The organism is Shewanella sp. SM32, from assembly GCF_025654235.1.
GTDB classification, from domain to species: Bacteria; Pseudomonadota; Gammaproteobacteria; order Enterobacterales; family Shewanellaceae; genus Shewanella; species Shewanella oncorhynchi.
Map to the genome: position 1 here is coordinate 1 of NZ_JAKKRO010000013.1, position 13,630 is coordinate 13,630.

Consider the following 13,630-nt stretch of genomic DNA (forward strand, 5'->3'; position numbering starts at 1 on the left):
TGGTACTACGTCTTACGATTTAAGCAAATTTAACGGAAGTATGAAGGATTTAGCTACTGCTATTGGAAAGGATGGCTATTCTGCTTCCTATGATTCAAGCACTAATAAACTGAGTATTTCAGCGGATGGAGTTGCAGGGATTAAGGCTGTAGGCCCTGCAGGTGGCACCTTAACAATGGCAACGGTTACCAATGGAGTTGCAGGTGCATCAGATACTGTTGATGCAGGCGGTGTGGTTGTAAACTCTGAATTGAAATTCTCTTCAAGTGCTGCGTTTACTGTGACAGGTACCTCTGCGGCAATTACTGGTGCGGGAACAACATCAACCCTTGCGTCCGTAAAAGAGGTTGATATTGGCACTGCTTCAGGTGCGCAGGATGCTTTAGCTGTTATTGATGCTGCAATTGCAGGTATTGACTCTCAACGTGCTGATTTAGGTGCAGTACAAAACCGTATGAACTTCACCATCAATAACTTGGGTAACGTACAAACTAACGTAGCAGATGCCCGTAGTCGTATTCAGGACGTTGACTTTGCTAAAGAAACTGCAGATATGACGAAGAAACAGATTCTGTCTCAGACATCTTCTGCGATGTTGGCACAAGCCAACCAATTACCACAAGTTGCCCTGTCATTGCTGTAATTATGATTGGCGGTTATCTCATACTGAGATGATTGACAGCTAAGTGTTTGGCACTGAGAGGGGAGGTTCGTTTAGACCCTTCCCTTTGTGCATTAAATGGTCAGTTTAGTGTTGTTAATAAAGTGATTATTAGTCAATAACGTTTAGCAGCACCATCCATATAGAGTAGTAAGCGGATTAGTAAATGTTTGAAGATAAAGCTTAAGCGTGTAGCTTTGCGCTTCATCTGTGAGGTTAGTACTTTCTAGCAGTACCAGAGTACATCAGTCAGTGTGACTAAGAGGGTGCCATGATGGATATTAATTCAGTTAGTACATCTAATGTATTGGGGTTGAAGACTGAGCTTAAATTAGCTCCTTCACAATCTCTTCAGCAAGAGTCAAGTGGTTCAATAAAGCCTTTGTTTGGCGAATCAAACAGCGTGAACATGCTAGAAGATGGCGAGTCTACAAAAGATACTAAAACGAATGTTGAGCAGTTAGATAAGGTTGCGAGTGACCTGACGGATATGGTAACTATGATGCGTAAGGGATTAGCATTTAAAGTTGATGCGAGTTCTGATAGGCCCGTTGTCAGTGTTATGGATATAGACTCTGGCGAAGTGCTGCGACAAATTCCCAGTGAAGAGGCGCTTGCTTTGGCTGAAAAACTGTCTGAAGTGACAGGTGCATTAATAAAAACAGAGGTTTAAGTCGTAGTTTTTTAATATGCATTCATGAGAGGTTCAGTCTAGAGTGGTAAGCCATTCATATTAACTGAAGTCTTGGCGTGAATTTTGCTGTATTAATACTATTAACTATACGTATTGGTAAGTTTTTAGACGCAGATCAGAGGTGGATATGGGATTAACATCATTAGGTGTAGGTACTGGCATGGACATCGGCGGCATTGTAACCGCTCTAGTTAATGCAGAAAAAGCGCCTAAAGAAGCTAAATTCAATGCCGAAGAAGGTAAGATAAATACTCAGATCTCTGCTCTGGGGGCATTGAAAAGTGCAATGTCTGATTTCTTAGAGAAAATAAAACCTCTATCTGATGCTAAAACCTTTACAGGTTTTAAGAGTACGCTTTCCAATAAAGACTTTATGACCGCAACAGTTGACCCGACTGCAGTGGCTGGCAATTATAAAGTCATTGTTGAACAGTTGGCTGAAAGTCATAAATTAGGTTCTACAGCAGTTACAGATGTTACGGCTCCAATAGGAAGTGGCTCATTAAGTCTGACAGTGGGAAGTGAGAGCTTTAATGTTGCGGTTGGTGCAGATGACTCTCTGCAAGACATTATGAAAAACATCAATGCTTCTAAAGATAATGTTGGAGTGACTGCGACTATTATTAAGGGCGACAATGGTGCTCAGTTAGTGCTTACATCCAACAAGACTGGCGAGGATAATGTAGTGCAAGCATCTGCCACGGATGACGCTGGAACTGCATTATCTGATACATTTACTATGACAGAATTACAACCTGCAAAAGATGCAATTTTGTATGTTGATGGCTTAAAAGTGACCTCTGATTCAAACGAAGTAAAGAATGCGATTACTGGCATCAACTTAACATTGACGGATGCTAACAAAGATAAAACAACGACACTCAAAATTGAACCTAATCGTGACTCTTCGAAAACAGCCATCAAAGATTTTGTTAATTCATACAATGAGTTAATGAAAACGATGTCTAGCATGTCAGGTTATGATCCAAAAACTAAGAAAGCAGGTGTATTGCAGGGTGATTCTGTTATTCGTGGTGTTCAAAATCAGATGAGAAGCGTGTTGTCATCAACGAGTGGTGGTGATAGCTCTATGATGTTAGCGAATCTGGGTATAAAAACCACTCAGACGGGTAGTCTTGAAATTGATGATAAAAAGCTTGATGAAGTGCTAAGTAAAGATATTAATGCCGTATCCGACTTTTTTTCAGCGGAAAAAACTGGGTTTGGTACACGAATGAAAGATGTTACTGACTCCTATGTAAAAACTGGGGGGATTTTAGATAGTCGAGATGAAAGTTTAGATACTCAACTTTCTCGTATTACCGATAGCCGTGAGACTCTTACCTTAAAAATGAAGGCCTATGAAGCTAGGTTATTAAAGCAGTACAATGCTATGGATTTGATTGTTGGCCAGATGAACGCTCAAGGTAGTATGCTAACTCAGCGACTCGACTCTCTTCCAGGGCTTGTGAGCAAACGATAATATTTTATCAGCCAAATTGTCCCTACCGTAAGATAGATTTACACGATGTTTGCCAGTTTTTGGATTTTATGAGTTTTTTATCTAAAGTGGCAGAGTAAGAGATTCTATATATGCATCATAGCCAAATTAATACACAGAATGTTGTTAGCACATTAGATTCTCTTAATGAGCAAATGAATGAAATCATTAGACAAGTGACTACATTATCAATAGATAATGAAAATATTGATTTTTTGGTATTAAAATTGCAAGAAATTGTTGGCCAGCGTCAATTATTACTTGAGGCTTTGGTTGCAGATGAGCAATTTGTTGACAGAGATTATTTGCAGTTACAGTTTTCATTAACTCAAGCATGTACAGAGAAAGCCAATGTTTTCTTACTGGACAGGCAAGCTCTATTGCATGCTGGTAGTAATAGTCAACGTCATATCAATGTATACAAGTCGATAGATGCAAATAGGTAGGTACTAATATGAGAGGTTCATTACAGTCATATCGTAAGGTTTCTTTAGAAAGTGAAATAGCAGTGGCATCCCCTCACCGCATTATTCAAATGATGTTTGCTGGTTTGCTTGAGCGTTTGGCTCAGAGTCGATATGCAATAGAGCAGCGTGATTTTGCAAAAAAAGGGCTTCTTATTGGTAAATCGCTAGGGATTATCGCGGGGCTGAATAGCTGCCTAAATATGGAAGCTGAAGGCAGTGTTGCTTACAATCTCAGTAATTTATATGATTTTATGTTGCGCCGTATTTCAGAGGCGAATTTGAATAATGATGTTCAAGCGATTGATGATGTAAGTGACTTAGTTCGTACTCTAAAAGAGAGTTGGGATGCAATTCCTGCAGATAAACATAATATTTCTGCGCATTCTGAAGCGGGTTAATATCTTATTTCGTTATTAAAAATAGACGCACTGGTTGCGTCTTTTTTTTGGCTTAAAGTCAAAGTATTGACGTTTTAGACTAGAATCATGATGTAAATGAACTAAAATCAATTCAGTTTGGCATAAACCTCATCTGAGGCTTGCTTCTCGTCTGCTGATAATACAATATTCATCACAAGTAGTGATGGTGGCACAGATTGTTACATTGAATTTGTTAAGCTTTTACAGCAACTAATCATAAATAATTAATGCGAATTAATACATATTAGAGCTTTACGGCCTACTGAATGATGCAAACAGATCAACGAATTTTACTTATCGGCCCTCCATCAGAGCGATTAAATCGCCTGTGTTGCATTTTGGATTTTTTAGGTGAGCAATTTGTACAAATTGACACCGAAAAATTAAGTGCTAGCCTCCAAGATACCCGTTTTCGAGCTTTAGTTATCCTAACTGATGTTATGGATGCTGATGGGCTTAAAAACATCGCAGGTCAACATCCATGGCAACCTATGCTGTTGCTTGGCAATGTTGACGATCTGCAAGTGTCTAATATTCTTGGACATATAGAAGAACCTTTAACGTATCCTCAGCTCACTGAATTATTACACTTTTGCCAAGTATTCGGTCAAGTTAAACGGCCTCAAGTCCCTACTAGTGCGAATCAAACAAAGTTATTCCGAAGCTTAGTGGGACGCAGTGATGGTATTGCGAATGTGAGACACTTGATAAATCAAGTAGCAACATCTGAGGCAACTGTGCTTGTTCTGGGTCAATCAGGTACAGGTAAAGAAGTGGTCGCCCGTAATATCCATTATTTGTCTGAGCGCCGTGATGGTCCGTTTATCCCTGTTAACTGTGGTGCGATACCGCCTGAGTTATTAGAGAGTGAGCTATTTGGTCATGAGAAAGGGTCATTTACTGGGGCAATCTGTTCTCGTAAAGGCCGTTTTGAATTAGCTGAAGGTGGTACACTATTTCTCGATGAAATAGGAGACATGCCACTACAAATGCAAGTTAAATTACTCCGTGTGCTGCAAGAGCGGGTATTTGAGCGCGTTGGTGGTACTAAGACAATTAATGCTGATGTACGCGTAGTTGCTGCGACACATAGAGATTTAGAAACCATGATCAGCGTTAATGAGTTCCGTGAGGATCTTTATTACCGCCTAAACGTATTCCCGATTGAAATGCCCGCGTTGTGTGATCGCAAGGACGATGTGCCTTTGCTATTACAAGAGTTAGTTAGCCGAGTCTATAACGAAGGCCGTGGTAAGGTGCGTTTTACGCAGCGTGCGATAGAGTCGCTGAAAGAACATGCTTGGTCGGGCAACGTGCGCGAGCTGTCTAATTTAGTCGAACGCCTCACCATTTTATATCCGGGTGGACTGGTCGATGTTAACGATTTACCTGTCAAATATCGCCATATCGATGTGCCCGAATATTGTGTAGAGATGAGTGAAGAGCAACAGGAACGTGATGCTTTAGCTTCTATCTTTAGCGATGAAGAGCCGGTTGAAATCCCTGAAACGCGTTTCCCTAGTGAGCTGCCGCCTGAAGGTGTGAACCTTAAGGATTTGTTAGCAGAACTAGAAATAGACATGATACGTCAGGCGCTAGAGCTACAAGATAATGTCGTAGCTCGCGCTGCTGAAATGCTTGGAATACGCCGTACAACGCTTGTAGAAAAAATGCGTAAGTACGGAATGACCAAAGATTAGTTTTCTATTTTATTGTTATATAAGTTGTTTTAACCTCTAAAGTTCAATTTCCAATTTGGCATAGATACTGCAGTCACCCCGTCATAAGCAATTTTTTGACGGAGTGACTATGTCAGCCAACCCACTAGCGCAAATTGAGTCATTCAAGCACACTAGCAAACAATGGAACCAACTGCGTGAGGCCGCGAATATGTCCAATCGAATGGAGCATATTTTACAGGCTATGCCATCCGGCGTGGTGATTATCAATGGCGACGGTATAGTCACGGATGCCAATCCGGTAGCAGTTGAATTACTTGAGCGCTCCTTATGTGGCGTTCGCTGGATTGATGTGATCCACAGTGCCTTTGCGCCGCAGGACGATGATGGCCACGAAGTGTCGCTGCGTAATGGCCGTCGCGTTAAATTAGCTATTACGCCATTGACGCCAGAGCCTGGTCAATTAATTGTGTTAACTGATCTGACTGAAACTCGGTTATTACAGAAAAATATCTCCCATTTACAACGTTTATCTGCACTGGGCAAGATGGTAGCAACTTTGGCTCATCAGGTGCGCACGCCTTTATCAGCCGCTTTGTTATATGCTTCAAATCTTGCGAGTCCTAAGTTATCCGATGCTGCTAAAGCGAAATTTCAACAAAAACTTGTTGATAGACTCAATGAACTCGAGCGGCAGGTTAACGACATGCTATTGATGGCGAAAGGCCGTCAGGATGAACTTGGAGATCTAATCTCGTTGGCTGAGGTTATCGACAATGTTTTGGCAAATTGTGAGCCAATAGCGGCAAAGCAAGGCTGTGACTTGTTATTTGATGATGCGTCAAGCAGCTCGATGTTAGCTAATTCCAATGCATTAAGCTCGGCGATTAATAATTTAGTCATGAACAGCATAGAAGCCGGAGCAACTGAAATTCGTATCCAAGCGAAGGAAGAGGGCGAACGGTTATTATTGAACGTCATCGATAATGGTAAAGGCTTAGACGCCACTATGCAGCAGAAGGTATTTGAACCTTTCTTTACGACTAAGTCGCAGGGAACTGGGCTTGGGTTAGCCGTTGTGCAATCTGTGGTGCGCAATCATGGGGGGCAACTGCAACTCAGTTGTGTACCGAATAAAGGCTGTACTGTGTCTTTAGTATTCCCACGGGCTAAATCCGCGGTGATATTACCTTTGGAGATTACCCATGTCTGAAGCAAAGTTATTGCTCGTTGAGGATGATGCTTCATTACGTGAAGCCTTGTTTGATACCTTAATGCTGGCTCAGTATGAGTGTGTTGATGTTGCCTCCGGTGAAGACGCTATTTTAGCCTTGAAACAACATCAGTTTGATTTAGTTATTAGCGATGTGCAGATGCAAGGTATTGGTGGTTTAGGTTTATTGAACTATCTGCAGCAGCATCATCCTAAGTTGCCAGTGCTGTTGATGACGGCCTACGCGACTATTGGTAGCGCGGTGAACGCTATAAAATTAGGCGCTGTTGATTATTTAGCTAAACCTTTTGCACCAGAAGTGTTACTCAATCAAGTCTCACGCTATTTGCCATTAAAACAAAATGTGGATCAGCCCGTCGTCGCTGATGAAAAAAGTTTAGCCTTATTAGCACTGGCTCAACGGGTTGCCGCCTCCGATGCCTCTGTCATGATCTTAGGTCCTAGCGGTTCGGGTAAAGAGGTTTTGGCCCGTTATATTCATCAACACAGTAGCCGTGCTAATCAAGCCTTTGTGGCCATTAACTGTGCCGCGATTCCCGAGAACATGCTCGAAGCTACCCTTTTTGGTTATGAAAAGGGTGCATTTACGGGGGCTTATCAAGCGTGTCCGGGGAAATTTGAGCAGGCTCAAGGTGGCACTTTGCTGCTCGATGAAATCTCTGAGATGGATTTAGGCTTACAAGCTAAGTTGTTGCGGGTTTTGCAAGAGCGTGAAGTTGAGCGTTTAGGTGGCCGTAAAACTATTAAATTGGATGTGCGCGTGCTTGCTACATCCAATCGTGATTTAAAGGCAGTGGTCGCCGCAGGGGGATTTAGGGAAGATCTCTACTATCGAATTAACGTATTTCCTTTAGCTTGGCCTGCGTTAAGTCAACGTCCTGCAGATATTTTACCTCTTGCGCGTCATTTACTGGCTAAACATGCTAAGGCATTGAATGTTGCCGATGTGCCTGAGTTGGATGAGAATGCGCGTCGACGTTTATTGAGTCATCGCTGGCCTGGGAACGTACGTGAACTCGACAATGTGATCCAGCGTGCTTTGATATTAAGAGCTGGTCAATTGATCACTGCCAATGACATTATTATCGATGCGCAGGATGTGATTTTAAGCGGTGAAGATCTAGACCCATTTTCTTCTGAGCCAGACGGTTTAGGTGAAGAGCTCAAAGCTCAAGAACATGTGATTATTTTAGAGACCCTTAATCAATGCCAAGGAAGTCGTAAGTTAGTCGCCGAAAAGCTAGGAATTAGCGCACGAACCCTAAGATACAAGATGGCAAGGATGCGTGATATGGGGATCCAACTGCCAAATTAGTCTATAAATTCAAGTTATCATCACGCAGCCTCCACATTGAGTGTGAGGCTGTATTTATTAAAACACACAACTGCAAAAGTGGCTCATTTCATCCAAAATCCTTAGATATTGGCATCTTCTTATCCCGTCAATTTATTATCAATCACGACCATCTGAAAACTTGGCCGTTATTTTGCATTGTCCCGTTATCGGTATTTTGATCGTCAAGAATTCGACGACTGGGAGCTCAGCATGCAAATAGGCGCAAATTCATTCCTGCAGGAAATGCAGAAACTCCAAGGCGAAATAACGCCGTCGTTTGGCGTTCAGCCAAATATCATGCAACAAGTGAATAACACCAGTGGTGCGGACTTCGGTCAGTTACTCTCGCAAGCCGTCGGCAATGTCAGCGGCTTACAGTCCGCATCGTCAAACCTCGCGACACGTTTAGAGATGGGTGATACTACCGTTTCTTTATCGGACACTGTGATTGCCCGTGAGAAAGCGAGTGTCGCTTTCGAGGCGACGGTGCAAGTGCGTAATAAGCTTGTCGAAGCCTACAAAGAAATAATGAGCATGCCTGTCTAGGCCAGTGAATAACCCAATTAGCAGGTACGAATCGTGAGTACAGAAATGATTGTCGGATCCAATTCCGGTTTAGCTGACCAAGGTGTTCAGCAAGAACATAAGTCAGGAATGATGGGAAATCTTGGTGGTGTCGATATGATGCGCCAAGTGACTATGATTTTAGCCTTAGCGATTTGTTTAGCCTTGGCGGTATTTGTCATGCTGTGGGCACAGGAGCCGGAGTATCGTCCATTGGGTAAAATGGAAACTCAGGAAATGGTTCAAGTGCTAGATGTACTTGATAAAAATAAAGTTAAGTACCAAATCGACGTGGACGTTATTAAAGTTCCTGAAGATAAATATCAAGAAGTCAAAATGATGTTGAGCCGTGCTGGTATCGACAGTCCTGCAGCCAACCAAGATTTTTTGAATAAAGACAGTGGCTTTGGTGTCAGCCAACGCATGGAACAGGCTCGTCTTAAGCATAGCCAAGAAGAAAACCTCGCCCGTGCGATTGAGCAACTACAAAGTGTCAGCCGTGCCAAAGTCATTCTTGCGTTACCTAAAGAAAACGTCTTCGCCCGCAATGCCTCTAAACCGAGTGCAACTGTGGTGATCAATACCCGTCGCGGTGGCTTAGGCCAAGGTGAAGTCGATGCTATCGTCGATATTGTTGCTTCTGCAGTACAAGGTTTAGAACCATCAAGGGTGACGGTAACTGACTCTAACGGCCGTTTATTGAACTCTGGCAGCCAAGATGGCGCGTCTGCGACGGCTCGGCGTGAACTTGAATTAGTACAGCAAAAAGAAGCTGAATATCGCACTAAGATTGAATCGATTCTGGTGCCAATTTTAGGTCCTGATAATTTTACCTCTCAAGTCGACGTCAGTATGGATTTTACTGCTGTTGAGCAAACATCAAAGCGTTTTAACCCTGATTTACCAGCACTGCGCAGTGAAATGACAGTTGAAAATAACACCACTGGCGGCTCTTCTGGTGGGATCCCTGGCGCGTTATCCAATCAACCGCCAATGGAGTCTAATATTCCAGAAGATGCAACAAAAGCGGCAGAGTCAGCAACAGCTGCAGCAGGTAATTCGCACCGCGAAGCGACCCGTAACTTTGAATTAGATACCACCATTAGCCATACCCGCCAGCAAGTTGGCGCAGTGCGCCGCATTAGTGTCTCAGTCGCGGTAGACTTTAAACCTGGCGCCGCTGGAGAAAATGGTCAAGTAGCCCGTGTTGCCCGTACCGAACAAGAACTGACCAATATCCGTCGTTTGCTTGAAGGCGCGGTTGGTTTTAGCTCACAACGGGGTGATGTGCTGGAAGTGGTAACCGTTCCCTTTATGGATCAATTGGTTGAAGATTTACCCGCACCTGAGCTTTGGGAGCAACCTTGGTTTTGGCGTGCGATTAAGCTTGGGATTGGTGCGCTAGTGATTTTGGTGCTGATTTTAGCTGTGGTACGTCCTATGCTGAAACGCTTAATCTATCCTGACAGTGTGAATATGCCTGAGGATGGCAGATTAGGTAATGAATTAGCCGAAATTGAGGACCAATATGCGGCTGATACGCTAGGGATGCTCAATACTCAAGAGGCGGAATACAGTTATGCTGACGATGGTTCAATTCATATCCCTAATCTTCACAAAGATGATGATATGATTAAAGCTATCCGTGCGCTCGTGGCGAATGAGCCTGAGCTCTCTACTCAAGTCGTGAAAAACTGGTTACAAGACAATGGCTGAGAATAAAACGAAAGAAGTGGCTCCTGCGGCCGCACCTGCCTTTAATATCAAAGATATTAGTGGCGTTGAAAAGACCGCTATTTTACTCCTCAGTTTGAGTGAGGCTGATGCTGCATCCATTTTAAAACACTTAGAGCCGAAGCAAGTGCAAAAAGTGGGTATGGCCATGGCGGCAATGGATGAGTTTGGTCAGGAAAAAGTTATCGGGGTACATAAGCTGTTTCTTGATGATATTCAAAAGTATTCTTCAATTGGTTTCAACAGCGAAGAGTTCGTCCGTAAAGCCTTAACCGCTGCGCTGGGTGAAGATAAAGCGGGTAATCTGATTGAACAGATTATCATGGGCAGTGGCGCTAAAGGTTTGGACTCGTTGAAGTGGATGGATGCGCGCCAAGTGGCGACCATTATTCAAAACGAACATCCACAGATTCAAACCATTGTTTTGTCTTATCTAGAACCCGATCAAGCGGCGGAAATTTTTGGTCAATTCCCTGAGAATACCCGCTTAGACTTGATGATGCGTATTGCAAATCTTGAAGAAGTGCAGCCCGCTGCACTGCAAGAGTTGAACGACATCATGGAGAAACAGTTTGCCGGTCAAGGTGGCGCCCAAGCTGCGAAAATGGGTGGCTTAAAAGCGGCCGCCAACATAATGAACTACTTAGATACGGGTATCGAAAGTCAGTTGATGGAAACCATGCGCGAGTCTGATGAAGAAATGGCGCAGCAAATCCAAGATTTGATGTTTGTATTTGAAAACTTAATCGATGTCGATGACCGCGGTATTCAAGCTCTGTTGCGTGAAGTGCAGCAAGATGTACTGATGAAGGCGCTCAAAGGCACAGATGATCAGCTGAAAGAAAAAATATTGGGTAACATGTCAAAACGTGCCGCTGAATTATTGCGTGATGATCTTGAAGCTATGGGCCCAATCCGTATCAGTGAAGTGGAAGTCGCACAAAAAGAAATCCTGTCTATTGCTCGTCGCTTAAGTGACAGCGGCGAAATCATGTTAGGCGGCGGTGGTGGCGATGAGTTCCTCTAATCCGAGCGACAATAAATTGTTGAATAAAGTCTTGAGCGAAGGAGATGTCGAATTTAGTCACTGGGCGCTGCCAGATGTGACTGAAGCCGATGATGATTCTATCTCAAATCTGTTCGGCCATTCGAATCATCAAGCCGCTAAGTCGACTACAGTGGAAAGTGTTTCTCCACCGACTATGGCTGAGATTGAAGACATTCGCGCCCAAGCCGAAGAAGAAGGCTTTAGCGAGGGTAAGCAGCAAGGGTATGAGCAAGGGCTAGAAAAAGGGCGTTTAGAAGGGTTAGAGCAGGGCCATACTGAAGGGCTCGCTCAAGGGCATGAGCAAGGATTAGAAACCGGTTTAGCCCAAGCAAAAATATTGCTCTCGCGTTTTGAAACCTTATTAGCCCAATTTGAAAAACCATTGCAATTGCTCGATGGCGATATTGAACTCTCGCTATTGAACCTGAGTATGACATTAGCGAAATCTGTCATTGGCCACGAATTAAAAACTCATCCAGAACAAGTGCTTTCGGCATTGCGCTTAGGTATAGAATCGTTGCCGATAAAAGAACAAACAGTCACAATCCGCTTGCATCCTGACGATGTTATTTTAGTCGAACAACTTTATTCCAGCGCTCAATTGACCCGCAGTAAGTGGGAACTTGAAGTTGACCCTTCCTTAAGTCCAGGTGACTGTATTCTCAGTAGTCATCGTTCTTTAGTGGATTTGACCCTCGCATCGCGTATCGATGCTGTATTTGAGTCCTTACGGAACCAACATGCTCACTTAAGTGACAAGCAGCGTCAACTGCAAGAGGCGATAGAGGTTGAAGATACCGCAAAACACATTGCTGCTTCTGAGGCTGTGGGATCAGAGCTTGATGATCAGGTTGTCGATACGGTTTCTCAACATGCTGAGGATATACAATTTGCCTCAAACACAGGTGAGCAATTAGAGGCAGAATCAGATGCAAAATCGCCAACATCAACTGCTGAATAGGCTTAATCATCATCAGGGTAAGGTGCCGCCATTTCGCGCAGTGGCCAGTGGTCAACTGGTGCGTGTTGTCGGCTTAACCTTAGAAGCAAGCGGTTGCCGTGCGCCTGTGGGCAGTTTATGTTCGATTGAAACCATGGTGGGCGAGTTAATCGCCGAGGTGGTCGGGTTTGATGGCGAACTATTATATTTAATGCCCATTGAAGAATTGCGTGGTGTATTGCCTGGTGCGCGGGTTGTGCCTTTGGGGGAACAAACTGGACTCAATGTTGGTTTATCCCTGCTAGGACGCGTACTCGATGGTAACGGCGTGCCTTTAGATGGTTTAGGCGCGTTGCAAACCGACCAACAAGCGCCAAGACATAGCGCTGCCATTAATCCTTTATCTCGCCGTGCCATTACTGAACCGCTGGACGTTGGCGTTCGCGCTATCAACGCTATGCTGACCGTGGGCAAAGGCCAACGTATGGGCTTGTTTGCGGGCTCAGGTGTCGGTAAGAGTGTGCTCTTAGGTATGATGACTCGCGGTACTACCGCCGACATTATTGTGGTTGGGCTAGTGGGTGAACGGGGCCGGGAAGTGAAAGAGTTTATTGAGGAAATTCTTGGTGAGAAAGGTCGAGCGCGTTCGGTCGTCGTTGCTGCGCCTGCGGATACATCGCCTTTGATGCGCCTTCGCGCCTGTGAAACCTCGACTCGTATTGCCGAATACTTCCGCGATTTAGGCTATAACGTTTTATTGCTTATGGACAGTTTAACGCGCTACGCCCAAGCGCAGCGTGAAATTGCTTTGGCTGTGGGTGAACCGCCTGCGACTAAAGGTTATCCGCCTTCTGTGTTTGCAAAATTGCCACGTTTAGTTGAGCGCGCCGGAAACGGTGGCCCTGGGCAAGGTTCAATTACGGCATTTTATACTGTGTTGACGGAAGGAGACGATCAACAGGATCCCATTGCCGATGCTTCGCGGGCGATCCTTGATGGTCACATTGTCTTGTCACGTTCGCTTGCGGATTCGGGGCACTATCCTGCGATTGATATTGAAGCTTCTATTAGCCGAGTCGCGCCTATGGTGATTTCCAATGAACATTTGGAGGCGATGCGCCGCGTGAAACAAACCTATTCTTTGTATCAGCAAAATCGAGATTTGATTTCTATTGGGGCCTATGCCCAAGGAAGCGATCCTCGCATTGATAATGCGATACGACTGCAGCCAGCAATGAATGCCTTTTTGCGACAAACCATGCGTGATGCATTTAGCTTTGCCGATAGCCAAGTCATGCTTGGGCAACTTGCTGCACAGTGCAAATAATGGCGTCATCGAATTAATCGAGGTCT

General features: G+C 44.1%; 13 protein-coding genes. All 13 read left to right on the plus strand.

Annotated features, from left to right (window positions below; genetic code table 11):
* Nucleotides 1–643, plus strand: a 643-nt coding sequence (locus tag L5M10_RS07240) for a flagellin (RefSeq protein WP_263255093.1), incomplete at its 5' end; no start/stop codon positions are given.
* A 292-nt stretch (nt 644–935) separates the two neighbouring features.
* Nucleotides 936–1,334, plus strand: coding sequence for a flagellar protein FlaG (locus L5M10_RS07245; RefSeq protein ID WP_411569340.1), 399 nt, complete (start codon nt 936–938; stop codon nt 1,332–1,334).
* 148 nt (nt 1,335–1,482) lie between these two features.
* Complete coding sequence (gene fliD, locus L5M10_RS07250) at nt 1,483–2,838, plus strand: flagellar filament capping protein FliD (protein WP_263181642.1); 1,356 nt, start codon at nt 1,483–1,485, stop codon at nt 2,836–2,838.
* 110 nt (nt 2,839–2,948) lie between these two features.
* Complete coding sequence (locus L5M10_RS07255; RefSeq protein ID WP_263181641.1) at nt 2,949–3,302, plus strand: flagella biosynthesis chaperone for FliD, FliT; 354 nt, start codon at nt 2,949–2,951, stop codon at nt 3,300–3,302.
* An 8-nt stretch (nt 3,303–3,310) separates the two neighbouring features.
* Nucleotides 3,311–3,721, plus strand: coding sequence for a flagellar export chaperone FliS (gene fliS / locus L5M10_RS07260; protein WP_113939464.1), 411 nt, complete (start codon nt 3,311–3,313; stop codon nt 3,719–3,721).
* Nucleotides 3,722–4,008: 287 nt separating this feature from the next.
* Nucleotides 4,009–5,442: a sigma-54 dependent transcriptional regulator gene (locus L5M10_RS07265; RefSeq protein WP_105251936.1), complete on the plus strand. Its 1,434-nt coding sequence runs from the start codon at nt 4,009–4,011 to the stop codon at nt 5,440–5,442.
* A gap of 109 nt (nt 5,443–5,551) precedes the next feature.
* The gene (locus L5M10_RS07270; protein WP_263255095.1) at nt 5,552–6,634 is read left to right on the plus strand and encodes a sensor histidine kinase; all 1,083 of its coding nucleotides are present in this window, start codon (nt 5,552–5,554) and stop codon (nt 6,632–6,634) included.
* Nucleotides 6,627–7,970: a sigma-54-dependent transcriptional regulator gene (locus tag L5M10_RS07275; RefSeq protein ID WP_198572626.1), complete on the plus strand. Its 1,344-nt coding sequence runs from the start codon at nt 6,627–6,629 to the stop codon at nt 7,968–7,970. The genes L5M10_RS07270 and L5M10_RS07275 overlap by 8 nt, the downstream gene beginning before the upstream one ends.
* Nucleotides 7,971–8,201: 231 nt before the next feature.
* On the plus strand, nt 8,202–8,537 hold the full coding sequence (fliE, locus tag L5M10_RS07280) for a flagellar hook-basal body complex protein FliE (protein WP_028761191.1): 336 nt from the start codon (nt 8,202–8,204) through the stop codon (nt 8,535–8,537).
* Between the two features lie 45 nt (nt 8,538–8,582).
* Nucleotides 8,583–10,271: a flagellar basal-body MS-ring/collar protein FliF gene (fliF, locus tag L5M10_RS07285; RefSeq protein ID WP_028761190.1), complete on the plus strand. Its 1,689-nt coding sequence runs from the start codon at nt 8,583–8,585 to the stop codon at nt 10,269–10,271.
* Entirely contained in the window at nt 10,264–11,316 is a 1,053-nt protein-coding gene (fliG, locus tag L5M10_RS07290) for a flagellar motor switch protein FliG (protein ID WP_028761189.1), read from the plus strand. Before fliF ends, fliG begins: the two co-directional genes overlap by 8 nt.
* Nucleotides 11,303–12,298: a flagellar assembly protein FliH gene (gene fliH / locus L5M10_RS07295; RefSeq protein ID WP_263255096.1), complete on the plus strand. Its 996-nt coding sequence runs from the start codon at nt 11,303–11,305 to the stop codon at nt 12,296–12,298. Before fliG ends, fliH begins: the two co-directional genes overlap by 14 nt.
* Entirely contained in the window at nt 12,267–13,604 is a 1,338-nt protein-coding gene (fliI, locus tag L5M10_RS07300) for a flagellar protein export ATPase FliI (protein WP_263255098.1), read from the plus strand. Before fliH ends, fliI begins: the two co-directional genes overlap by 32 nt.
* The last annotated feature ends 26 nt before the right edge of the window (nt 13,605–13,630 follow it).